This is a genomic window from Barnesiella sp. An22 (assembly GCF_002159975.1).
Taxonomy (GTDB): domain Bacteria; phylum Bacteroidota; class Bacteroidia; order Bacteroidales; family Barnesiellaceae; genus Barnesiella; species Barnesiella merdigallinarum.
In genome coordinates, this window is record NZ_NFJR01000001.1 from 77,594 (window position 1) to 102,131 (window position 24,538).

The following is a 24,538-nucleotide window of genomic DNA, read 5'->3' on the forward strand; positions in this document are numbered from 1 at the left end:
TTAGGTAAAAATCGATTATCTTTTTACTATTAAATGCTATTTTCTTTAAAAATCAGAGTAATCCCTTGCTGTGCAACAGATGTTCCATCTCGTATTGTACCTTCAGGGCCTCTTCGCGGGCAGCTTGGGCGAAGGTTTCGTCGTTGGCCGCGTAGATGATTTTGCGCGATGAGTTAACAAGCAGGCCGCACTCGCTGTTCATTCCGTACTTGGCAACCTCTTCGAGACTGCCGCCCTGGGCGCCTACGCCGGGCACCAGCAGAAAGTTGTTGGGGGCAATGCGGCGCACATCCTCAAACAGTTGGCCTTGTGTGGCACCCACGACAAACATCAGTTGCTCGTCGGTAGCCCAGGTTTGGGCCGTGCGCAGCACCTTCTCGAACAGGCGTTCGCCGTTGGCATCGGTCGTCAGCTGGAAGTCGTGCGACCCTTTGTTCGAGGTGAGGCCGAGCAGGATGACCCACTTGTCGGGGTAGCCGAGGAAGGGCTTCACGCTGTCTTCGCCCATGTAGGGGGCCACGGTCACGGCGTCGAGGTCGAGGTGGCAGAAGAAGCTGCGGGCATAGAGTTCCGAGGTGTTGCCGATGTCGCCTCGCTTGGCGTCGGCAATGATAAACTGGTCGGGGTAGTTCTCGCGCAGGTAGCTGACGGTTTTCTCGAAGGCCGTCCAACCCATCACGCCCAGGCTCTCGTAGAAAGCCAGGTTGGGTTTGTAGGCTACGCAGAGGTCGGCCGTGGCGTCGATAATCGCCTTGTTGAAGGCGAAGATGGGGTCTTCGTCTGACTTCAGGTGTTCGGGAATCTTCTGGATGTCGGTATCCAGTCCCACACAGAGGAAAGATTTTTTCCGCTTGATATTCTCGAATAGCTGTTTCTTGTTCATGATTATATGCAGATTATAATTCACTCTCTTTGAGTCGCTCGGCGTTTTCGGCCACGATGAGGTGGTCGATGCAGTCCTGTATGTCGCCGTCCATGAAGGCTGCCAGATTGTAGATGGTGTAGTTGATGCGGTGGTCGGTGATGCGTCCCTGCGGGTAGTTGTAGGTGCGAATCTTGGCCGACCGGTCGCCCGTCGATACCATGGTCTTGCGCCGGCTGGCGATGTCGTCGATATATTTCTGGTGCTCCTTGTCGTAGATGAACGAGCGCAACCGCGAGAGGGCCCGTTCCTTGTTCTTGGGCTGGTCGCGCGTTTCGGTACACTCGATGAGTATCTCTTCCGTCACGCCGGTAATGGGGTTCTTCCAGTTGTAGCGCAGCCGCACACCCGATTCTACCTTGTTCACGTTCTGGCCGCCGGCACCGCTCGAGCGGAAGGTATCCCACTTGATTTCGCCCTCGTTGATTTCTACGTCGAACTCTTCGGCTTCGGGCAGCACGGCTACCGTGGCGGCCGAGGTGTGTACGCGCCCCTGGGTTTCGGTGGCCGGTACACGTTGCACGCGGTGTACGCCCGACTCATACTTGAGGGTGCCGTACACGTTGTCGCCTGTCACGGTGAAGATAATTTCTTTGAAACCGCCCGAGGCACCTTCGCTGTAACTGCTTACCTCGGTCTTCCACCCCTTGGTCTCGCAATACTTGGTATACATGCGGAAGAGGTCGCCGGCAAAGATGGCAGCCTCGTCGCCGCCCGTTCCGCCACGTATCTCGACGATGGCGTTTTTGCTGTCTTCGGGGTCGGCCGGTACGAGCAGCAGCTTTATCTCCTCCTCGAGTTGCGGCAGTTGGGCCGTGCACGATTCGAGCTCGTCCTTGGCCATCTCGCGCATTTCGGGGTCGTTTTCGCTGTCGAGTATCTGTCTCGATTCGTTTATTCCGTTCAGCAGTTGTTTATAGCGTTTGGCTGCTTCCGATATTTTTTCGAGTTCCCGGTATTCTTTGGTGAGTTTTACATACCGTTTCATATCGCCTATGACGGCAGGGTCGGTGATGAGAGTCCCTATTTCTTGAAATCGGATAAGCAATCCCTCTAATTTTTCCAGTAGTGAATTTTGTTCGCTCATGAGGTTTATGTTTGCTTTGCGATATTTGCTTTGTGCAAAGATACGAAATTCGCACGATTTATTTTAACGGTAAGAGGGAAAAGATGACTCGGTGCAGGGACGGGGCATTGCCTGTCGTCTCGACGCCGGGTCATCTTGATATACAGAGTAGTAGTTTGGGGATAAAACGCATGTGTGGAAATAATGTTTGTCGAGACGAAAAACTTAACGAGCTTTAACAAAAACAGATCGCCAGACTCCCGTGCGGGAATCTGGCGATAGATGGTATAGGGTCGGGAGAATGTTGGTCGGGAGCCGCCCTCATGCGAAGCAGAGTGTGGTCCCTCTCTCCACGACGACTCCGATTAGAACCAGCGGACGTATGCCAAATCTTGACGATGGGGCAGGTCGGGGTTCTGGGGGAACATGCGGAACGAGTAGCGGAATACACCCGAGTCGTTGAGCAGGTAGCGCAACTTGTAAGTCACCTTGGTGCCATCGGTCTGTACCGGTTTCATTTCGAGAGTCTTGTACGGTTCGGTATTGCCCTCTTCGGCATTGGCGATGACGAGTTCTACACCCAAGCAGTTGCCCAAGCCCTTGTTGTCGAGAACGACTGTCATCTCATACTCTTCGCCTACGTGGGGGTTGTAGAGCAGACCGTCGGGAATCGATACCGAGCAGATTTCGATGTCGTTCCATTTCGATACGAACTCCTCTTTCCAGGCGGCAATCTCTTTGGCTTTGGCATAGTTGTCGGCCTTGAGCAGGTGAGTACGCTTGCCCTCTTTCAGGTAGAAGCGGTCGATGTAGTCGTGCAACATGCGCTCCATGGTGAAGTGGGGAGCAATCTTGGCAATCGAGTTCTTGATGTATTGAATCCACTCGGGAGAGTAGCCTTTGCTGTTCTTGGCGAAGTAAAGAGGAACGATTTGGTTCTCGAGCATCGAGTAGATGGTAGCGGCATCGAGTTTGTCTTGCTGTCCTTGGTCCTGGAAGGTGCGTTTGTCGGTCAGCGCCCAGCCGGCACCCTCTTTGTAACCTTCGTACCACCAGCCATCGAGTACCGAGAAGTTGAGCACGCCGTTCATTTCGGCTTTTTCGCCCGACGTACCCGATGCCTCGAGCGGACGGGTAGGCGTGTTCAACCAAATATCCACACCCGAGATAAGCCGTTTGGCAACCTTCATGTCGTAGTTCTCGAGGAAGATGATCTTGCCCAGGAACTCAGGCATGCGCGAGATTTCGACAATCCGTTTAATCAGACCCTGGCCGGCACCGTCGGCGGGGTGAGCCTTACCCGAGAAGATGAACTGTACCGGGTAGTTGGGGTTGTTGACAATCTTGGAGAGACGGTCGAGGTCGGTAAAGAGCAGGTGTGCACGTTTATAGGTGGCAAAACGACGGGCGAAGCCGATGAGCAGGGCGTTGGGGTTGATTTTCTCGAGAACCGAAACGATGCGTGAGGGGTCGCCCTGGTTTTTCAGCCAGGTTTCGCGGAAGTCGTCTTTCACGAATTTCACGAATTTGTTTTTCAACGTCTGACGGATATTCCAGATGATTTCGTCGTCTACGTCGTAAATCTTCTCCCACATCTTGGGGTCGGACTGGTGATCCATGAAGTCGGGACCGAAGGTCTTTACATAGAACTCTTTCCACTCCGAAGCGGCCCAGGTAGGCATGTGTACACCGTTGGTTACGTAGCCTACGTGCAGTTCGTCGGGGCTGTATCCTTTCCAGATGGGTTGGAACATCTTTTGCGATACCTTGCCGTGGAGCCAGCTTACACCGTTCACCTCCTGGCAGGTGTTGCAGGCAAACACACTCATCGAGAACTTCTCGTTGGTGTCGGGGTTTTCGCGACCCATGTTCATCAGGTCTTTCCATTCGATGCCCAGTTTGGCGGGGAACTCACCCATGTACTTGCCGAAGAGCGACTCGTCGAAGTAGTCGTGACCGGCAGGTACCGGCGTGTGTACCGTATAGAGCGACGAAGCACGCACTACCTCGAGGGCTTCGCCGAATTTCAGATGTTCGTTTTGTACATAGTCTACCAACCGTTGTACATTCAGCAGGGCAGCATGGCCCTCGTTGCAGTGGTAGAGATCGGTCTTGATACCCAGCTTGTTCAGCATCAAGATACCGCCGATACCCAGCAGATACTCCTGTTTCATACGGTTTTCCCAGTCACCGCCGTAGAGCTGGTAGGTGATGGAGCGGTCCCATTCGCTGTTCGAGTCGAGGTCGGTGTCGAGCAGATAGAGTTTGATGCGGCCTACATTCACGCGCCAGATGTGGGCATAGACAATGCGGCCGGGGTAGGGAACCTCGAGTACCATAGGACGGCCGTCTTTTTCGGTCATCTGCTCGATGGGGAGCTGGTTGAAGTTCTGGGCCTCGTAGTTGGCAATCTGCTGACCGTCCATCGAGAGGGTCTGCGTGAAGTAGCCATAACGGTAGAGGAAGCCAACGGCCGTCATATCGACGTTGCTGTCGCTGGCCTCTTTCAGATAGTCGCCGGCCAGAATACCGAGACCTCCCGAATAGATTTTCAGCACGTGGCTCAAGCCATATTCCATGCTGAAGTAGGAAATCGACGGTACATCCTTCCGCTTCTCTACCTGAAGATATTTTTCGAAATGATCATACACCTCTTTGATGTCGTGCATGAGCTGTTTGTCCTTAGTGATTTCTTCGAGTCTTTCGTACCCGATGCGTTGCAAGAATAGAACGGGGTTCTCGTGAACCGCTTTCCACAAATCCTTATCTATCGATTTAAACAAGTTTTTGGCCTCACTATTCCATGACCACCATAGATTTTTTGCTAAGACTGCCAGGCAGTTCAACTCTGCTGGAACTTGCGATTTAACAGTAATATCACGCCAGTTAGGAGTGTTTGTGTTGCTTACTTGTACTTTCATAATAGAATATTGAATTTATTATTAAGTCTTTTCTACATTAAATTATCCGAGTTATCCGAGTTGTCCGAGGGCTTTCGCAGAGCCGACTTTTTCAGCGCTATGTGGAAGGCCTTCGTGTAGTAGGTAATAAAGTTTTTCCATTCGGCTTCGAGCGAAACGGCGGTTGCAGCCTGGGCTATTTTTTCGCGTTGCACTTTTCCGCAATGGCTCAGGGCAAGGATGGTATCGGCCAGTTCTTCCGAAACCTCCACGAAGTTGAAGTCGCTCCTGTGCAGTACCTTTACGCCCGATTTCTTCAACCCCTGTTCCTGACGGCTGTTGATCCATTGGCCGAATCCCGAAAGGTCGGTCGTAATGGTGGGCACCCCGAAGGCGATACTCTCGAGCGGGGTGTAGCCCCACGGTTCGTAGTACGAGGGGAATGCCGTGGCATCGAGGCCGATAAGCAGGTCGTAGTACGACAGGTTTACAATGCCGTCGTCGCCCGTCAGGTACGACGGGATGAAGACAATCTTCAGCCGGCTGCCGGCATGGTTGTCGAGATGCAGATAGTGTATCTGGTTCACCACGCTGTCCTGGTCGTAGTTGTGCAGCGTGTGGGTGATAAAGGGTTCGGGCAGAGGTGTAGTCTCGTGGACCTGTCGATTCAACCGGTCTTGCAGGTCGGCCCGGGGAACATCGATCCAGGCCGGCACCAGTACGAAGGCTACGATTTCGCGCTCCAGGTCGGGACTCTTGGCTATGCGTTCAACCGCATCGACAAAGAGGTCGATACCCTTATTCTTGTATTCATAGCGTCCCGAGGTGGCAATCAGGTATGCGTTTTTGTCGGGACGTTCGCCCGTGAGCGCTTCGGTGATGTCGAAGAGGCGTTGGCGGGCAACCTTACGGCGTTCCTTGTAAACATCGTCCGATGGTACGAAGTTCCGTTCGAAACCATTAGGCGTCACGATGTCGGGCTTGCGGTCCAGCAGTTGGGTACACTCCTTGGCCGTGATTTCGCTCACCGTTGTGAAACAGTCGGCCTCGATAGCCGCTGTTTTTTCCAGCGAGTGCTTCGATACGATGTTCAACTGTTCGGCCATTTGGTCGCCGTTGTAGCCGGCCAGATAATCGTACAGCGGTTTCCCGTTGCCGGCAATCGAGCGACCTATCGAGGTGGCGTGTGTGGTAAAGAGGGTAGCCACCTGCGGCAAGGTGTATTTGATATGCAACAACCCCATGCCGGTCATCCACTCGTCGAAGTGGGCCACGACGTTGTATTTCTCGCCATGGATAAACTTGTAGTAGCTCTCGATAACCAGCGCCGAGGCGTAGGCAAAGGCACACGACTCGTCGTAGTCGCCATAGGCCGGCAGCGAGTTTACGCCATAGCGGTTCCACATTTCGCCGTAGAGGTCGTTTTTGTAGGCATAGAGCGGTTTGAAGTCTACCAGAATCACGATAGGGCGACCCGGTACATTCCAGCGGCCCACCTTTACCTTCATGTTCTGCGGCAGACATGCCTCGCGTTGCCACTCTTTCAATAGTGTTTTCGAGCGTGTGAAATAGGGTGAGGGTTTATCGCCCCAAACATCGGGGCCTATAAAGATGACTTTATCCTTATATTGTTTTTGCAGAGTCTTTGCTTTGGTCGAAAGTACCGTATAGATACCGCCTACCTTGTTGCAAACCTCCCAGCTAACTTCAAAAATATAATCAGGTACGAGTTGTTTTTCCATTACTGTAAAAATCATTCCCGGTTGTTTCTTGGGAAATGGAGAGTGCAAATTTAGAGAAAATATTTTGTAACACAGCGATAAAAAAAATTTTTTGCAAATTCTTATCACGATAAAACGATGACCCGTGGAGTAAAAATCGGTTGTGCTCTCTGATCGGGAAAGGAAATCTTTTGTATTGCAAAAGTTGTATCTGTTCTATAAAGGATATAAAAAACAAGAGCCCGATTCTCAATTCTATGTCTATTGTATTTATCGAGGGTATGCGTTATTCCATATCATTCGTTGATGATGTCTTATAAAAGGAGGAAAGAAAGGTTTTCGTAATCTTCGAAATTCAATTTACCTGAAAAAACTGCGCCTTTCGTTTGCCTTTCCGCACTCCTTTCCTTATCTTTGTTACACGAAAATAGGATGCGGTTCGGCATAGTCAAACTTTCCTGTTTGCCTCTGCACTCACCTTTTCGTATCTTTGACCAAACCTAAAAAAATAGAAAAGCTATGGCTAACAAAAGAACATTGAAAAAAGAGATTAACTACATCGCCGGTGAATTGCTGGCCGAGTGTCTGTTCAATAAATATTATGTGCCCGGTGTCGATGCCGACAAGCTCGATGAGCTGATGGGTAAAATCGTTAGTATTCAAGACGATTTCCTGTGCCGTGTAAGTGCCAATGGCGACAAAGACCCCAAAAAGGTGAAAGTCTATTACAAGAAACTGCGTGCCGACTTCGATAAGGCCATCGACGGTGTATTCGAAGATTTGGCTGCCCTTAACGGCTAATGGGTAAGATGAAGCGGGCCCTGAGTTCCTTCTTGCTGAAGGCGCTGGGGTGGCGGGTGGTAGTCACGCTGCCCGATTATCCCAAGTGTGTCATCTGCGTGGCGCCTCATACGAGCAACTGGGATTTCATCATCGGCAAGTTGGCCTATCTGTCGATAGGGCGCTTTGCCGGATTCATGATGAAGAAAGAGTGGTTTTTCCCGCCTCTCGGTGCCTTGTTCCGCTCGATGGGCGGGGTGCCCGTGTCGCGCGACAGACGTACCGATATGGTGTCGCAACTGGTGGCGATATTCAACGAGCGCGAACGCTTTGCGATTGCCATTACCCCCGAGGCTACCCGCAAGCCTAATGCCGATTGGAAGAAGGGCTTTTACTACATTGCTCAGGGGGCGGGTGTTCCTATCGTGCTGGCCTATATCGACTACAAGGAGAAGCGGGTGGGTATCGAGCGCACCTTTACCCCTACGGGCGATGTTGAGGCCGATATGCGGGCCATCAAGTCGTATTACAAGGATTTCCATGCTCGTAAGCCCGAGAATTTCATAACCGGATTGTAAGTAAATTTTGTATGAGCCGAGCGGGCTGGTTGGGTCTGCTCGACTTTTTTGTATAAACACGATTGAGATGGACGAATTGTTGAGGGTCGCCTTGGTGCAGACCGATATTGTGTGGGAGGATAAGGTACAGAATCGGGCGCGTTGTGCTGCGATGCTGGAGCGTCTTGCCGGGCATTGTGATCTGGTGGTGCTCCCCGAGATGTTTACCACGGGCTTTTCGATGCGGGCCGAAGCGTTGGCCGAGCCGGTTTCGGGTCCGACGGTCGAGGCTTTGACGTCGTGGGCCCGGCAGTACAACCTGGCGGTGGCGGGCAGTTTCATGGCCCGGGAGGGCGAGGTGTGCTATAACCGCGGATTCCTGGTTACCCCTGATGGCACCCCGCACTACTACGACAAGCGTCACCTCTTCCGCATGGGCGAGGAGGGGCGTCATTTTGCAGCTGGCGACCACAAACTCGTGGTGAATTATCGGGGGTGGAATATCGCCTTGCAGGTGTGCTACGATTTGCGTTTCCCGGTGTGGTGCCGCAATGTGAACAACGAGTACGACCTGATGCTGGTGGTGGCCAACTGGCCGCAGTCGCGGGCCTATGCCTGGCGCAGTCTGCTGGTGGCTCGTGCTATCGAGAATGCCGCCTATGTGTGCGGGGTGAACCGTACCGGCAACGATGCTACCGCAATGGTCTATCGGGGCGATACGATGGCCGTAGGGGTGAAGGGCGAGATTCTGGCCGAGGCCGAACCCTTTGCCGAGCAGGTGCTCGAGGTCGAACTCGACTTGTCGAAGGTGCGCCGGTTTCGGGAAAAGTTCCCCGTGTGGAAGGATGCCGACGATTTTGAATTGCGGTAGTCTTTACCGGAGTGGTTTTTTAGGATATTAAAAAAAAAGAAAGTGGCAGCGACCCTCTCGGGCCTCTGCCACGCTTGTTATTGTGTGTAATCTGTAAAAGTCGTATTTGTCAGGGCTGGGGATTGGTTGCAGCAGCCTGTTCGCGCAGGCGGCATTCCCAGATAACCCCTTTGTCGACGGCACCTTCGAAAAACTGACGGATTGCTTCCCGACGGGCCGGGGGCATGAGGCCTCCGTATTTGAGGCACATCTTGCCCTCACTGTCGTAGACCGTAGTGGTATTTTTGTCGAAGGCTCCGGGAGTAGGCATATAGACGACGTAGTAGAGCGCTCCCTCTTTCTCGTAGAGGGTGATGCGGCATTCGGTCTGCGAAAGAGTTTTCTTCCGCTCCTTCAACCACTCGATTTCATCGACGGGGTTGTGCTTTGCGGGATTCTTCTCCACTACATATTTACTACCGGCGCAAGAGGAGAGCATCAGCAGACCGGCGCATAGCAGAGTTATGAAATTTCGTACCGTTTTCATACTGCTCAGGCTTTATAACGTATCCATTTAATCATCTCTTTATAGCTGGGTTTCTTGCCGTACATGAGTATGCCCACACGGTAGATGCGGCCGGCTACCCAGGCCAGCCCGATAGCCGAGCCGTAGAGGATAACCATCGAGAGGGCCAGCTCCCAGGTCGATACCCCGAAGGGGATACGCACCATCATGACGATGGGCGAGGTAAAGGGTATCATCGAGCACCACATGGCCAGCGGTCCGTCGGGATTCTCGGCACTGAAGATGCCGGCATAGAGGGCAAAGATGATGATGAAGGTGATGGGTACCATGAATTGTTGAGTGTCCGACTCGTTGTCGACGGCCGACCCGATGGCGGCGAAGAGCGAGGCATAGAGGATATACCCGCCGATGAAGAAGAACACGAAGCTGACGAGCAACTGGGTGATGTTGATGCTCCCCAGCATTTGCTGTACTTCGGCCATGGCGCCCATGTCGCCGGCCAGTTGAGTGGCGTCGACACCGTTCATCGTAGTGGTCATGGCGGCCATGTCGCTCATTTGGGCGGGATCAACACCTCCGTTGAACGAGAAGTAGGCACCGGCCGAGAGGAATATGCCCACCAGGAAGATAATCCAGATGCCCAACTGGGTGAGCCCTACCAGCCCGATGCTGACGATTTTGCCAATCATCAGTTCAAACGGTTTGACCGACGATACCATCACCTCGACGATGCGGTTGGTCTTCTCCTGCATGACGCTCGACATCACCTGTCCGCCATAGAGCATGAGGAACATGTAGATGATAAGGGTCATGGCCATGCCGATAATCGTCACGAACTCGGTCGAGGTCTGGGTCTCGGCCCCATCCTCTTCGAGCCGGATGGTGTCGACCTGGAGATTGATGTCCGACTCGTCGATGATGCGCTTGATGTCGGGGATATTGTACGAGAGCAGTTTCTCGTCCTTGAGGTAATCTTCCATCTGCGAGATGATGTTCAGCTCGCAACTGGAGGTAATCTGTTTCTGCGAATAGATGGTCATGCCCTGAGGATTGTCGAGCAGGTTGTCCTTGATGATGACATAGGCATAGGGCATGGCGCTTTCGTCGCCGTCGACCCGCATCTGGTCGGGCGATAAGGTCCCTTGGGTATACGTGTAGTGATACTCGTCGGTATCGTGATAAATATCCTTGTACAGGCCGGTCTGGTCGATGATAGCGATGAGGCGGGTCTCGTCGCTCGAGAGCTTGGAGAGCCAGATGGGTGCAAAGACGAGGGCCACCATGATGATGGGGGAGAGAATCGTCATCAGGATGAACGATTTCTTTTGAACTCGGGTGAGGTACTCGCGTTCTATGATAAGCGATATTTTACTCATGATGCAGTGTGTTTAGCTAAGCGTTTTGTTTTTCTTCCAGAGCCGACTCGCCAACGGTATCGATAAAGATTTCGTTCATCGTGGGCAGTATCTCTTCAAATCCGGCTATCTGGCATTGTTGCGTGAGCAGCCCGATGAGCTCGTTGTTGCTCATGTGCGGGTCGCGCTTGCGCAGGGTATAGGCGTGGCCGCGGGCGATGGTCCGTGCCTCGGTAATTTCGTAGAGGTCGTTGCTTTGCAACTCGCCCTGTTGTACTTCGACCTGAAAGAGATGCTTCTTGTGCTGTTCGCGGATGTCGTTGACCTTGCCTTGCAGCACGGCGTGCGAGCGGTTGATGAGGGTAATCTCGTCGCACAACTCCTCGACCGAACCCATGTTGTGAGTCGAGAAGATGATGGTGGCACCCTTGTCGCGCATTTCGAGAATCTCGCGTTTGAGCAGATTGGCATTCACGGGGTCGAATCCGCTGAAGGGCTCGTCGAAGATGAGCAGTTGCGGGTTGTGCATCACCGTGGTGATGAACTGTATCTTTTGTTGCATGCCTTTGGAGAGCTCTTCTATTTTCTTCTTTTCCCAACCGCGGATGTCGAATTTGCCCAGCCAATAGTTCATGCTCTCTTTGGCAGCTTGTCGCGACATGCCTTTCAATTGGGCCAGGTAGAGAATCTGTTCGCCCACCTTCATCTTTTTATAGAGGCCTCGCTCTTCGGGCAGATAGCCTATGTGCTCGACATCCGAGGGGTGTAGCGGGCGGCCGTCGATGAGAACTTCGCCTTCGTCGGGGGCGGTAATCTGGTTGATGATACGAATCAGGGTCGTTTTACCGGCTCCGTTGGGCCCCAGCAGGCCATAGATGCCGTTGCGGGGTACGCGCACGGTGACATCGTCGAGTGCTCGGTGTGAAGCATATTGTTTGACAATGTGATTGGCTTCGAGATAGTACATAGTGTTTTGACAATAGGTATATGATTGATGAGACAAAGGAACGTATATTTTTTGAATTAAACAAGTAAAATGATAAAATTTTATTGTTTTTCGATAAATAAATATTGAATATCTTTTTTATCTCGGCGATACGATACGGTCGCCTATCTGCTTGGCCAACGCTGTTCTCACCCGGTTGAGCTCGACGTTCTGCTCGATGAGCTCGATTATCCGTTGCTCGTCCTTGTTGCGCGAGGCCTCTTTGATTTGCTCCTGTATCTGCTTGATCGACTGCTCGAGAATGGCGTTTTTCAGCTCGTAGATGGCCCGTGGAATAAGCTCCCACAGACGATCGGCCTCCAGTTCTACCTTCTGGAATTTGGTGTGTACTTTGCTGAGCTGGTATTTCTCGCTCACCAGGTCGACGGCAAGCATGCTGATCGAGGAGTCGGGATGGGTCGTGAAATAGCGTTCGAGAAAATTGGTTTCGAAGGTTTGCAACTCTTCTTCCATCTCGCGGGCGATACGTGTTTGAGCTTCGGCCTCTTTCCGTTGTTTGTCGGCAATATCGCCGCTTTCGAGGCGTATCTGTTCGATGGCTTCGTCGACCAGTTTTTGTTCCTTCACCTGCAGTTCGGTCCGCAAGGCGGCTACTTGTTGAGCTTCGTATTCCCGCTGTTCGGCTGTCAGTTCTACGATATGCTTGTACAGCGGATTGCACAGTTCGATATTGTCGATCGAGAGCTCTTCGACGATGTATTCCCACACCTTTTGCCACGACCCGTCGGGCAATTCGAACAGGTTGCGGTAGCCATAGCGCACGATATAGCGGATAATCTCCCGCTCGTATTTTTCGAGGGGCGATTGCTGTACCATCCGTTGCGACAGCGTGTGGTCGGTGACGGGGACGGCTTCGGGTGTTTCGGCCGGTGCCGGCATATCGGCCAGCGAAGGGGGTGGGGGAGTTTCGTTGCCGTTGGCCGGTGCGGCGGTAGTTGTGTTTCCCGATTTCGGGGCGTTCGTCGTGGCGGCCGATTGCCTCTCCTGATTGTAGCGCTCGCGCGAGAACTGCTGTTCGGCCCGTTTCTGGCGGCGTTTATTCAGTTCCGACAGCAGTACCTGTTCGTCGATTTGCAACAGGCGGCTGCACTCTTGCACGTAGACCGAGCGGACAATGGCATCGGGAATGAGAGAGATGCTCTCGACGATATTCGAGATGATGTCAGCCCGTTTGATAGGGTCTTCGCCAGCATCTTCGAGCAGCAGTTGGGTCTTGAACCGAATGAAATCGGTCTCGTGTCCCTTGATATAACGGGTGAACGACTCGGCACTCTGACTCTTGGAGAAAGAGTCGGGGTCTTCGCCGTCGGGCAGCAACACTACTTTGATGTTGAGCCCCTCCTGCAGCAGCAGGTCGATACCTCGCAACGAGGCTTTGATGCCCGGAGCATCGCCGTCGTAGAGCACCGTGATGTTGTCGGTGAAGCGGTGAATGAGTCGTATCTGTCCGTGGGTAAGTGCCGTACCCGACGAAGCTACGACATTTTCGATACCCGACTGGTGCATCGACAGCACGTCGGTATACCCCTCGACCAGATAGCAGCGCCGCTCTTTCTCGATGGCCCGCTTGGCCTGGTAGATGCCGTAGAGCTCGTCGCTCTTGTGGTAAATATCCGATTCGGGGGAGTTGAAGTATTTGCTTATCTTCACCCCCGACTTCAAGATGCGTCCGCCAAAGGCGACCACCTTGCCCGATACGCTGTAGACCGGGAACATGACCCTGCCCGAAAAGAGGTCGTAGATGCGGCCTTCCTGTGTCTCGCGGCAGAGCCCCGTCTTGAGCAGATAGTCGATCTTATAGCCCCGTTTCTGGGCCTCCACGGCCAGGGCGTCGCGCTTTTCGGGCGAATATCCCAGCCCGAACTTGCGGATGATGTCTTCGTTGAAGCCCCGCTCCTTGAAATAGGCCAGACCCACCGAACGGCCTTCGTCGGTCTCGAGCAGCGACTTGCTGAAGAACTCTTGAGCGAAGGTGTTGATGACAAACATGTTTTCGCGTTCGCTCCGTTTCTGACGCTCTTCGTCGGTCAGCTCCTTCTCGTGAACCTCGATGTTGTATTTCTTGGCCAGGTATTTCAGCGCTTCGTAGTAGGAGAGCTGCTCGTGCTCCATGATGAAGTGTATGGCGCTGCCCCCCTTGCCGCAACTGAAACATTTGCAAACCCCCTTCGACGGCGATACGCTGAACGAGGGCGACCGGTCGTCGTGAAACGGGCATAACCCCCAATAGTTGGCTCCGCGCCGGCGCAAGCTGACGAAGTCGGATACGACATCGACGATGTCGGTCGCGGCCATAATTTTATCGATGGTTGCCTGGTCTATCATCTCTTTTCGTTTGGGTGCACGAAGATAGCGATTTCTTGACGATAATGGTTCGTCGAGCTCTTACTTTTTTCAATGCTGCAAAAATAGGTTAGAGTTGGTTGTTTTTGATTCTATTTTGCTAAAATGTTGTGTTTAAATAATAAATAATGTTGTATAGTCGTATTTTCAAGTTGAATTTCTTGCCGTCGACTCGAAAAATTCATACATTTGCAATGTGTTTTTCATAGTATTAGATTTAAGGTTAATGAAGATTGGTTGTCGTGAGACAACCTTTCCTTTTTTAAACCCCTCGCAAATTCTTCCATCCGGGGCTTTCCTTCTCTTTTCATACAAGTGTGGCAACTATCTGTTTTCGGGCCGGTAGATTGCATGGTCGGTACGATTTAGTTTGTTCGTTTCAGTTGTAAGCAGGTTTGTTTTATTTGTATTTTTCTGTTAAACAGATTGTTGTGGAAATATCATCTGCTTTGAGATTAAAATTTGCAGGGGTGTAATCATTTTCAAAATGAAATTTTTAATAGATTTTTATTAGAAAAATGACTTTATTTATCAAAATATTATTACATTTGTGTACATATTTTTTGACCCCAAAGTAGTAACTTAAAAAAAGTGGTATGAAAAAATTTACTTTTGTGTTGGCCGCTACGGCCTTGTGTGTAAATGTTGGCTTTGCCCAAACATTTGAACCGATGAATCGCTTGACTCCGGTTAAACAAGTAGCCCTCGAGAAGATTGAAAAGTCCTCGTTGAGCAGAACTTTACCGGGTACTGCTGAAACCAAATTTGATTTTATTAAGGAGAATCAAAAACGTATTGCCAAAAAACCGGCACAAGTTGCTGCTTTGACGGCACCTGAAGCTCTCCCTGCTACAAATGTAACACCTTCTTATTTTGTAGCTAACTGGAATGCTGTGTCGGGAGCTAATTATTACGAAGTAGATACATATAGAATATTTACTACGGCTGCCGATTCTGTTGAATATTGTGCTTTGTATGAAGATTTCTATTTCGCAGAGGCAAGTGATGAGTCGATTACCAACTATCTTAATGGTAGTACCTACCGTTCTCAGTGGGTATTGATCGATGGTAAGTTGGGCGATCAGTCTGTTATTCTCCCTGCCGCAGCTGCAGAGGGTTGCGAGTTGGATACTCCCCCGTTGGATTTGACGGCTGGTGGTGAAACCGGGAATATCCATTTCAGTCTCAGTCTAGAGGGTAATACCGGTGATAAGGTTTATATAGGGTATTATTATGATGAAAATGGTGAAAGCAAAGCTTATGCTTTGGGTGACCTGACTTTGGAAGATGGCGGGTTGAAAGGAAGTTATTCGGTTCCAGATCTTCCGTTGACTGAAGAATCGGGACTTTTCTTATATACGATGGCTTCGGAGAATACAGGTGATATAAAGGTTAATGAATTCGTTGTATCACAAACTCTTGCTCCCGGTCTTGAGTTTATGGCTTTCCATGATTATGCCACGACCACGGGTACATCGGTTCAGGTATTTACGATGGAGAGAGATGTAATGTCCGAAGGGGTAACTGATAATTTCTTCTATGGTGTATTTGCCTTGAATGTCAATATGGCCACCGGTCAAGTTACCGATGCTTCCAATATTTCAAATTTGATTGATGTAGATGGCCAAAGCGGTGTAGAAGGTGTACAAGTTAGCAACGACAAGATTTTCGTACACGACAATCTGCACGTTGTTCTTGAGAAACCGGCTACAATTGCCGTCTACAACATGGCCGGTGTACTGGTTATGAGTGTCGAGGGTGTGGAAGGTGAGAACGAAATCGCCTTGCCCGCTGCCGGTGCCTATATTGTAAAAGCCGGTAACACGGTTGCCAAAGTGATGAAATAATTTTATCACAGACTGATAAGACAAGGGGCTGCATCGCAACCGATGCAGCCCCTCTTGTTTTTTCTTTCTGTTCTTATGAGTCTATGACTTCAGGTCGTCTTTTTTCTTAAAGGGATTCAGAAGCCACGACAGCCAGTTCTTGCGAGGTACTGGCTTTTTCTCCAGAACCTCTTCGACATTGAAGATGATTTGGTCGGTCTCTTCGTCGATTATCGCCCCGCTGTCGGTATCCATATAGGTACACAAATCGACCAGCAGCTCTTTGCATCGTTCCATATCCAGCTTGCTCCTCTTCATGGTCCAAATCAATATGGTGCCCATGTGGTCGGGAAACTGGCCAAAAATCTGCGCTCTCGACTTCACCAGTTCGTTGGTCAATATCCCTACATATTGGGGAGTTACCTTCTTGGGATTTTTTATGTCGCAGCCATTGGTAATGGTGTACCAGTAATCGCTGATGATAGAGCCATGATACATGCGCTTCTTCGACAGGTGCAGGCGCACGCCGGGATAACTCAACCAGGCCACGGGTATCTCTATATGGTCGGCATCAAACTCTTTTCCCATGGTGGCGTAGTAGCCATATTTGTCGGGGCAAATAAATCCATCTTTATAAGTGCAGAAGAAACGGATTATCTTCTCGGCATACTCGTTATGACTTTTCTCCCACAGGTCGTGTAAAAAGGTATTTAATTTGGCCCTATCAAAGTCCCAGTTCTGCATGAACTCTACAAATCGCGGGTCGGTCAGGTTGGGCTTGACCTGTATACATAAGCATAAAATCGGTGGCTGTTTGCCGGGTTCCTGTTGCCGTATCGCGGGTTTCTGCTCCTGGTTTTGTGGGTCGGCGATTTCCTGTCCCTGGCTCTGCTGATTGGCCAAGGCCTTTTGCATGAGGTTGTTGAAGTATTCTTCGGTCTCTTTTTGTGATTTCCATTTCTCTTCGTAGATGTTTTTCTCGGCATTGCCGAAGAGATCGAGCAGGACTTCGCCCGTTTTATCGTCATACATGATGCCGTAGTCGGCTTTCAGGTATTCGCAAAAGTCCCGCAGAAGTTGTTCCACAAAACTCCTGTCAATCTTCCATTGTTTGTGAAAAACAAAGGTGATGACACCCATATATTCCGGTAAGACACGTTTGGGACGTAAGACTTTTTCCACTCCTCCATCTCCGATAATAGCATATGACTTATTGTATATAAGAACAAGATATTTACGCAGTTTCTTCATATACAAGTCTCCTGCCGGAAAACTTAGCTCGGCAATCGGGTCTGATATATCGTTCTTGTCAAAGGGATATTTTATCGGGTCACAACTGTTGTACCGATCGGGACATATAAGCCCGTCGCGATAGTTGACAAAAAATTCTACAATTTGTCGAGCCCGTTCATTGTAGAACGGTCGTTCCAAGGAATCCAGAAATGTATGAAAGTCTTTTAATGAGAAATTCCAATCTTTTTCTTCGAGAAATTTTGTTATTCTCGGATCGGTCAGATTCTCTCTTATCTGTATTTTTATACCGATGTTTTCACAATTTGTCGCTTCCATAAGTGTGTTCTTTTTCAGATTAAGGCTTTACATATTATATCAGTTACAAAGTAGCAAAAAATTATTGAAAGAAACAATCTAGACCCATGCTTTTCTCGGGTGGAACGATTATGTACGTTTATAAGGAAAGAGGCTGCATCCAAGATAGATACAGCCTCTTTCGTTATCCTGTGGAGTAGGGGGATTCCCTAAAATTCCCGGGCACACTCTTGCAGCACCTCCGAGAGGGTGGGGTGTGCATGTACCATCTCTTTCAGTTGGGCTACGGTGGTAGCGCGGTTCATCAGGGCCGAAATCTCCTGTATCAGATCGGCAGCGTGGGCCCCGAAGATATGGCCGCCGATGATGCGGCCGTTTTCGTCGGCAATGAGTTTGCACAGCCCGTCGGGCTCGCCCATGCTCACCGCCTTACCGTTGGCCCGGAAGAGCGATTTCTTGGCCGTGAAGGCGATGCCCTGCTGTTTGCACTCCTCTTCGGTGAGTCCCACCATGCCGGCTTCGGGGTGGGTAAATACGGCCGAGGGAATGATACTGAGGTCGATGCCGCTCTCCTGGCCCAGCAGGTGGTCGATGACCTTGCGGCCTTGGAACGAGGCGGCATGGGCCAGCAGACAGCGGCCGTTCACGTCGCCTATGGCATAGACGTCGGGCACGTTGGTCTGCAGGTTGTCGTCGGTCTCGATGCCTTTGGGTGAGTAGTGTATGCCCACGGTGTCGAGTCCCAGCCCTTCGACGCGAGGGGCCCGGCCGGTAGCAATCAATACCGTGTCGGCCTCGACCGTGTGCTCCTGGTTTTTCCAGGTGTAGCGGACGGTCAGCCCCGAGCCGGTCGACTCGATGGCGTTTACACCGGCCTGGTTGAAGAACTCGATGCCCCGCTTGGAGAGAACCTGTTTCAGCCGTTTGCTGATGTCGGTGTCGAAGTTGGGCAGAATCTCTTTAGCAAACTCGAGCATGGTGACTTCGCTGCCGAAGCTGCGGAAGATGGAGGCGAACTCGAGCCCGATGACACCGGCCCCCACGATGCAGAGCCGCGAGGGTATGTGGTCGATGTCGAGCAGTTGGGTCGAGGTGACTACCCCGGGCAGGTCACTCCCCGCGATGGGCGGAATCTTGGCCGTAGAGCCGGTGGCTATGAGTATGTGCCGGGCCGTATAGGTCTCGCCCGAGGCGCTCTTCACGGTGTGGGCGTCGAGCAGTTCGGCCCGTTCGGGTATGCAGGTGATGAGTTTGTTTTTCAACAGGAACTCGATGCCGGCGGTGAGTTGGGCCACCACCTCGTTTTTGCGGGCTACGACACGTGCCATATCTACGGTAGGAGCCGTCGCCCCGATACCCATCGCCTCGCAGTGGGCAATGGTGTCGGCCACCTCGGCGCTGCGGCAGAAGCATTTGGTGGGGATACACCCCTCTTGCAGACAGGTGCCTCCGACCCGGCGCTCTTCAAACAGGGTGACGCTCAGTCCCTTCTTGGCAGCATACAGGGCCGTCTCGTATCCGCCGGGGCCGGCTCCGATGATGATAATATCGCTGTTCATGTGCATGTAAGAAATAAAAAACGGAGAGGGGAAAGCGCAGGGCGCCTTCCCGGTCTCCGTAAAGGTGAGGTTTTAATAATTCAAATCTTTGAAGCGCAAGATGGGGTTCTTGGCTGCGGTCGTCTCGTCGAGTCGGCGTACGGGTGTCACGTGCGGAGCGCTCTTCACCATTTCGGGGTCGTCGATGGCTTCGCGGGCCACGGTGCGCATGGCTTCGATAAATTCGTCGAGCGTCTCTTTCGACTCCGTCTCGGTAGGCTCGATCATAATCGACTGATGGAACAGCAGCGGGAAGTAGATGGTAGGCGCATGGTATCCATAGTCGAGCAGCCGTTTGGCCACGTCGAGTGTAGTGACGCCGGTCGACTTGTCGAGCAGGCCGTCGAATACGAACTCGTGCTTGCAGATGCCCTCGATGGGGAGGTAGTAGCAATCTTTCAACGACTCTTTCACGTAGTTGGCGTTGAGTGTGGCCAGTTCGCCCACATGTTTGATTTGCTCCTTGCCCAGCGAAAGGATATAGGCGTAGGCCCGCATCATCACCCCGAAGTTGCCGAAGAAACCCGATACGCTGCCCAGGCTGTCGGCACCCCCTTCGACGGCGTAGCGGTCGCCGTGTTTCACCACGCGGGGACGGGGCAGATAGTCGACCAGAGCGGCAGCCACACCTACGGGGCCGCTACCGGGACCACCACCGCCGTGCGGGGTAGAGAAGGTCTTGTGCAGGTTGATGTGCATGATGTCGAAGCCCATGTCGCCGGGACGGCAACGGCCCAGCAGCGGGTTGAGGTTGGCTCCGTCGTAGTAGAGCAGACCGCCGCATCCGTGTACCAGCTTGGCAATCTGGGGAATCTCTTTCTCGAAGATACCCAGCGTGTTGGGGTTGGTCATCATGATACCGGCAATCGTGTCGTCGAGCAGCGGTTCGAGCTTGGCCACGTCGATGGTTCCTTCGGGGGTCGAGGGCACCTCGACAATCTCCAGGCCGCACACGGCCGCACTGGCCGGGTTGGTGCCGTGGGCACTGTCGGGTACGATGACCTTGGTACGTTTCAGGTCGCCCCGTTTGATGTGGTACTGACGCATGAGCATCAGACCGGTCAGCTCGCCGTGAGCACCGGCAAAGGGGTTGAGCGTGAATTCGGCCAGACCCGAAATCTCGGCCAATGCCTGGGCCAACTCGTAGTAGAGCCGCAGGGCACCCTGTACCGACTCTTCGCTCTGCCGCGGGTGCAGCGTGGTGAAGGCCGGCATCGCAGCCATCTCTTCGTTTATCTTGGGGTTGTACTTCATGGTGCAGGAGCCCAGCGGATAGAAGCCGGTCTCGACACCGAAGTTCTTGTTCGATACGTTGGTATAGTGGCGCACTACGTCGAGTTCGCTCACTTCGGGCAATTCGGCCGGAGTCTCTCTCCGCAGTGTCTGGGGCAGGTCGGCCAGCGAATAGTTGCCGAAATCGGATTGGGGCAGGGAGTAGCCTACGCGTCCCGGTTTTGAAATTTCGAATATCAGTTTGTTGTAATACTTCATGGCTTATCCCTCCTGTTCGATTAGTGAAACCAAATTGTCAATCTCTTCGCGGGTGCGTTTTTCGGTTACGCAGAAGAGTATCGTGTCGTCGGTTCCTTCGACGGGGATACCGGCCAGGAAGCCTTTCTCTTCGAGATGTTTCATCAGCGTCTCCCGGTTCAGGGTGGTGCGTACGGCGAACTCTTTCAGGAAGGGCTTGTCGAAGCAGAGCGAGAATTTGCCCGTAGCCAGCAGTTTGTCGCACAGGTAGTGTGCCCCGGCATAGGATTTCTCGTTGACCTCCTGCAAACCGCGTTTGCCCATGAGAGCCATGTAGATGGTGACATACAGCGCCATGAGCGACTGGTTGGAGCAGATGTTGCTGTTGGCCTTCTGCCGGCGGATGTGCTGCTCGCGAGCCTGCAGGGTGAGCACAAAGGCCCGTTTGCCGTCGACATCCTTCGTAGCGCCTACGATACGGCCCGGCAACTTGCGCACCAGGTCGCGCGAGGCGGCCAGATAACCCACGTAGGGACCGCCGAAGTTCAACGGCATGCCCAGCGACTGACCGTCGCCGCAGGCAATATCGGCACCCCATTCGCCGGGCGTCTTCAACACGGCCATGGCCGAGGGGTCGGCGTTGACGATAAAGAGAGTCTTGTGGGCGTGCGTGCTCTCGGCAAAGCCGGTGAAGTCCTCGATGATGCCGTAGCGGTTGGGGGTGCTCACGATGACACCGGCCACGTCGTTGGCCTCGAGCATCTGTTCCATGGCGGCCTTGTCGGTCACGCCATCATTCTCGGGAATATAGTCGAGCGTCACGCCGTGGAAACGGGCGTAGGTCTCTACGACGGCAATCACCCGTTCGCTCACCGTGCGCGAGATAATCACCTTGTTGCGTTTCTTGGCATGGGCGATGGCCATGAGCATGGCCTCGGCCGTAGCGGTGGCGCCGTCGTACATCGAGGCGTTGCAGCACTCCATGCCGGTGAGTTCGCACATCATGCTTTGGAACTCGAAGATGTATTGCAGGGTTCCCTGCGAAATCTCGGGCTGGTAGGGGGTGTAGGCCGTGAGGTACTCCGAGCGGGCGATGAGCTGTCCGATGACCGAGGGAGAGTAGTGGTCATAGGCTCCGCCGCCGGCAAAGACGGTGAGCGGGTGGTTCAGGTTGCCCAGCTCCTTGAAATAGTTACGTACCTCGTCTTCCGACATCGACTTCTTCAGGTTGTAGTCTTTGTCGAAGCGAATGCTTTCGGGGATTTCGGCGTAGAGATCGTCGAGCGACGCGACGCCTATCCGCTCCAGCATTTCGGCAATATCCGATTCGGTATGCGGGAAATATTTGTACATGTACTTATCCTCCTCCGTCGATTATTCGCAAATAGCTTTGTAGGCCTCGGCGTCCATCAGGTTCTTCAACTCTTCGGGGTCGCTTATCGTTACCTTGCAGATCCAGTTGTTGAAAGCATCTTCGTTCAACAGTTCGGGCTTGTCTTCCAGCGCTTCGTTAATCTCAACGACGGTTCCGCTGATGGGCGACAGCAGGTCGCTGGCAGCTTTCACACTCTCGACGGCTCCGAACTCTTCGCCCTGGTTCAGCTCATCGTCTACCTCGGGCAGGTCTACGTATACTACGCTACCCAGTTGGTGTTGGGCATAGTCGGTGATACCGATGTAGCCGAATTCGCCTTCAACTTTTAACCACTCGTGTGATTCGGAATAATAAAGTCCGTCCAATACTGTACTCATAATCTTGTTATTTTTAGGTTTGTCAATAAATCATTTTTTATAGTTCTTTTCGTAGAAGCGTTTCTTGACGACCGTTCCCTTGAAGAATTTCTTGCGGATGTGAATCTCTACCTCGGTACCCAGGGCGGCGTAGGCGCTGTCGATAAGGGCCATGCACACGCTCTTGCCGGTAGATATGGAGTTGTAGCCGGTTGTGACGTGGCCTATCACCTTGCCGTCGGCATAGACTTCGTAGCCGCTGCGGGGGATAGCCTTGTCGGCCAGTTCGATGCCCACGATTTTGCGTTTGGCACCTTCGGCCTTCTGGCGGGCGATAGCCTCTTTGCCGATGAAATCGTCCTTGTCGAGTTTGACAAACATGCCCAGGCCGGCCTCGATGGGGGTAATGTCTTTTTCGAGTTCGTGACCGTAGAGCGGCAGTCCTACCTCGAAGCGCAGCGTGTCGCGGCAACCCAGTCCGCAGGGCAGTACCTGTTTCGAACCTACCAGCACATCCCATACCTTGTTGATGAAGGCGTGGCTGCCGTAAATCTCGAAACCGTCTTCGCCGGTATAGCCCGTGCGCGAAACGATGATGGTTTCGCCGTCGCACTCAATCTCCTTGCAGGTGTAGAACTGCAGATCCTTTACCTCGAGGTGCAGCAGCTCTTCGATGCAGGCTTCGGCCTTGGGACCCTGCACGGCCACTTCGCCGTAGTAGTCCGACAGGTTTTCGATATTCAGGTTGTAGCCGGCGCTGTGCTCGACAATCCACTGGTAATCCTTGGCAATGTTCGAGGCGTTTACCACGAGGAAGAAGCGCTCGTCGCCCATCTTGTAGACCAGCAGGTCGTCGACGGTACCGCCGTCGGGGTAGAGCAGCATGCCGTAGAAGATTTTCCCGGGCTCGGCACCCCGTATGTTGTTGGTGAAAATGTAGTTGATGTAGCGCTCGCTGTCGGGGCCGGTAATGAGTATCTCGCCCATGTGCGACACATCGAATATGCCGGCGGCGTGGCGTACGGCATTGTGCTCCTCGATAATCGAGGTGTATTCAATAGGCATGTCAAATCCGCCGAAAGGCATCATCTTGGCACCCAGATCGAGGTGTTTCTGATGCAGGCACGTTTTTAAAATATCTTCCATAGTCAACAGGTGTTTTTTATGATAAAATCTATTTCTGCTCGTTGAATAAAATATGGGTAAAGACCGCCCGGTCGAGCCGGTGTATGTAGCGCTCGATGGGGGTATCGTCGAGTACCCGGTCGAAGGCTTCGCGGGTGAAGGGCACCTCGCGGAAGCGGTCGAGGAACTCGTCGATTTCGCCTATCGGGAAGTAGTCGCCCATGAGGTTCAGCGCCTTGACGATGCCGTTTTTGATTTCGATACGGGCCTCTATCTCACCGGCCGAGCCGTAGCCGCGGCGCACCAGCGTATAGCGCGGGTTGTTACCCAGAATCCACTCCTCTTTCAGGTACTCCTTTTCGATTTCGCCGATGCGGGTGATGTCGTCGGGGGTAAGGCACTCCTCGCTGTCGCAGAGCGACGTGCGCATGAAGCGCTTGAACTCCTCGATGTCGATGTCGAGATACTCCTTGAGGTTGGTCACCCGTTTGCGCACCGACTCCACCCCCTTGGTGATGAGCTTCTCGTTGCTGGGGGTAATGGAGAGAACCAGGTCTTCGAGGTTGGTGTCGAAGAGCATGGTGCCGTGTACGATGCTGCGGCCTCCCACACGGTAGAACGCGTTTCCCGACACCTTCTTGCCGTCGACGGTGATGTCGTTGCGTCCCGAAGCCAAGGCCTGCACGCCCAGTTTGTTCAGGGTGCGGGCGATGAGTTGCAGGTAGCGGTCGAAGGTGAAACTGACGTTGAAGTCGTCGGTGATGTAGGAGAACATGATGTTGCTGAAGTCGGCATAGACGCAGCCTCCGCCCGATTTGCGGCGATAGTACTGGATGCCGTGCGAGCGAACGTAGTCCATGTTTATTTCATTCTCCATCAACTGGTTGCGTCCAAAAATAACGGTAGGGTTTACCTGCCACATGAAGAAGCAATCTTCGCCGCTTCGCGTACGGGCTATGTATTCTTCCATAGCCAGGTAGAACGACAGGCGGCGCACTGTTTGGTCCGGCAGGGCGATATATCTCATAGGTATCAGGTCAACAGCGTTTGTACCTTACAAATTTATATATTCTTTTGTAAAGGACGATAAATTGTCTCGAATTTTTCTTGAATTTTCTTGTTGCCCCGGTTTGGATGCTTTCAAATTGTACAAGAGTCGAACAGCGGTAGTCTTGTGAGTGTGTGGCGGTTTGGTCCTGTTGGCTCGTGTGTAC

Annotated in this window: 19 protein-coding genes; 4 read left to right on the top strand and 15 right to left on the bottom strand. The window is 52.5% G+C overall.

Annotated elements, in window-relative coordinates; all coding sequences use genetic code 11:
• Positions 1-52: 52 nt before the first annotated feature.
• From pyrF to B5F38_RS00370, 4 genes are all read right to left on the bottom strand, one after another.
• Positions 53-883 (bottom strand): orotidine-5'-phosphate decarboxylase, encoded by an 831-nt coding sequence (pyrF, locus tag B5F38_RS00355; RefSeq protein ID WP_087407750.1) that lies wholly within the window; start codon positions 881-883, stop codon positions 53-55.
• Positions 884-896: 13 nt separating this feature from the next.
• The gene (gene prfA, locus B5F38_RS00360) at positions 897-2,009 is read right to left on the bottom strand and encodes a peptide chain release factor 1 (protein ID WP_087407335.1); all 1,113 of its coding nucleotides are present in this window, start codon (positions 2,007-2,009) and stop codon (positions 897-899) included.
• Between the two features lie 344 nt (positions 2,010-2,353).
• Entirely contained in the window at positions 2,354-4,909 is a 2,556-nt protein-coding gene (glgP, locus tag B5F38_RS00365; RefSeq protein WP_087407336.1) for an alpha-glucan family phosphorylase, read from the bottom strand.
• 32 nt (positions 4,910-4,941) lie between these two features.
• Positions 4,942-6,645, bottom strand: a complete 1,704-nt coding sequence (locus tag B5F38_RS00370) for a glycogen/starch synthase (protein WP_241147776.1) — start codon at positions 6,643-6,645, stop codon at positions 4,942-4,944.
• A gap of 483 nt (positions 6,646-7,128) precedes the next feature.
• Between B5F38_RS00370 and B5F38_RS00375 the strand changes: the two genes are divergently transcribed.
• The 3 genes from B5F38_RS00375 (at position 7,129) to B5F38_RS00385 (ending at position 8,817) form a co-directional block, all read left to right on the top strand.
• On the top strand, positions 7,129-7,410 hold the full coding sequence (locus B5F38_RS00375) for a hypothetical protein (protein WP_087407338.1): 282 nt from the start codon (positions 7,129-7,131) through the stop codon (positions 7,408-7,410).
• 8 nt (positions 7,411-7,418) lie between these two features.
• Positions 7,419-7,967 (top strand): lysophospholipid acyltransferase family protein, encoded by a 549-nt coding sequence (locus B5F38_RS00380; protein ID WP_087407751.1) that lies wholly within the window; start codon positions 7,419-7,421, stop codon positions 7,965-7,967.
• 67 nt (positions 7,968-8,034) lie between these two features.
• Positions 8,035-8,817: an amidohydrolase gene (locus B5F38_RS00385; RefSeq protein ID WP_087407339.1), complete on the top strand. Its 783-nt coding sequence runs from the start codon at positions 8,035-8,037 to the stop codon at positions 8,815-8,817.
• Positions 8,818-8,926: 109 nt separating this feature from the next.
• Here B5F38_RS00385 and B5F38_RS00390 read toward each other — a convergent pair whose 3' ends face one another.
• The 4 genes from B5F38_RS00390 to dnaG all read right to left on the bottom strand — a co-directional run bounded on the left by B5F38_RS00390 (position 8,927) and on the right by dnaG (position 14,008).
• Positions 8,927-9,343, bottom strand: coding sequence for a hypothetical protein (locus B5F38_RS00390; RefSeq protein ID WP_143240872.1), 417 nt, complete (start codon positions 9,341-9,343; stop codon positions 8,927-8,929).
• A 5-nt stretch (positions 9,344-9,348) separates the two neighbouring features.
• The gene (locus B5F38_RS00395; RefSeq protein WP_087407341.1) at positions 9,349-10,698 is read right to left on the bottom strand and encodes an ABC transporter permease; all 1,350 of its coding nucleotides are present in this window, start codon (positions 10,696-10,698) and stop codon (positions 9,349-9,351) included.
• A gap of 16 nt (positions 10,699-10,714) precedes the next feature.
• Positions 10,715-11,644 carry an ABC transporter ATP-binding protein gene (locus B5F38_RS00400; RefSeq protein ID WP_087407342.1) on the bottom strand — a complete coding sequence of 310 codons (930 nt, stop codon included), beginning with the start codon at positions 11,642-11,644 and terminating at the stop codon, positions 10,715-10,717.
• Between the two features lie 117 nt (positions 11,645-11,761).
• Positions 11,762-14,008 (bottom strand): DNA primase, encoded by a 2,247-nt coding sequence (gene dnaG, locus B5F38_RS00405; RefSeq protein WP_087407343.1) that lies wholly within the window; start codon positions 14,006-14,008, stop codon positions 11,762-11,764.
• Between the two features lie 614 nt (positions 14,009-14,622).
• On the opposite strand from dnaG, the gene B5F38_RS00410 reads away from it, so the two are divergent.
• The gene (locus B5F38_RS00410; RefSeq protein ID WP_087407344.1) at positions 14,623-15,873 is read left to right on the top strand and encodes a hypothetical protein; all 1,251 of its coding nucleotides are present in this window, start codon (positions 14,623-14,625) and stop codon (positions 15,871-15,873) included.
• Positions 15,874-15,954: 81 nt separating this feature from the next.
• Here the strand turns inward: B5F38_RS00410 and B5F38_RS00415 are convergent, their stop codons facing one another.
• The 7 genes from B5F38_RS00415 to B5F38_RS00445 form a co-directional block, all read right to left on the bottom strand.
• Positions 15,955-16,938: a hypothetical protein gene (locus B5F38_RS00415; protein ID WP_143240873.1), complete on the bottom strand. Its 984-nt coding sequence runs from the start codon at positions 16,936-16,938 to the stop codon at positions 15,955-15,957.
• A 671-nt stretch (positions 16,939-17,609) separates the two neighbouring features.
• Complete coding sequence (lpdA, locus tag B5F38_RS00420) at positions 17,610-18,959, bottom strand: dihydrolipoyl dehydrogenase (protein ID WP_087407346.1); 1,350 nt, start codon at positions 18,957-18,959, stop codon at positions 17,610-17,612.
• A 72-nt stretch (positions 18,960-19,031) separates the two neighbouring features.
• On the bottom strand, positions 19,032-20,489 hold the full coding sequence (gene gcvPB, locus B5F38_RS00425; RefSeq protein WP_087407347.1) for an aminomethyl-transferring glycine dehydrogenase subunit GcvPB: 1,458 nt from the start codon (positions 20,487-20,489) through the stop codon (positions 19,032-19,034).
• A gap of 3 nt (positions 20,490-20,492) precedes the next feature.
• Positions 20,493-21,821, bottom strand: a complete 1,329-nt coding sequence (gene gcvPA / locus B5F38_RS00430; protein WP_087407348.1) for an aminomethyl-transferring glycine dehydrogenase subunit GcvPA — start codon at positions 21,819-21,821, stop codon at positions 20,493-20,495.
• A gap of 21 nt (positions 21,822-21,842) precedes the next feature.
• Positions 21,843-22,220: a glycine cleavage system protein GcvH gene (gene gcvH / locus B5F38_RS00435; protein ID WP_087407349.1), complete on the bottom strand. Its 378-nt coding sequence runs from the start codon at positions 22,218-22,220 to the stop codon at positions 21,843-21,845.
• Positions 22,221-22,250: 30 nt separating this feature from the next.
• Complete coding sequence (gene gcvT, locus B5F38_RS00440) at positions 22,251-23,345, bottom strand: glycine cleavage system aminomethyltransferase GcvT (RefSeq protein WP_087407350.1); 1,095 nt, start codon at positions 23,343-23,345, stop codon at positions 22,251-22,253.
• A 28-nt stretch (positions 23,346-23,373) separates the two neighbouring features.
• A complete protein-coding gene (locus B5F38_RS00445; RefSeq protein ID WP_087407351.1) occupies positions 23,374-24,351 on the bottom strand; it encodes a lipoate--protein ligase in 978 nt (325 codons plus the stop codon).
• Positions 24,352-24,538 lie beyond the last annotated feature (187 nt).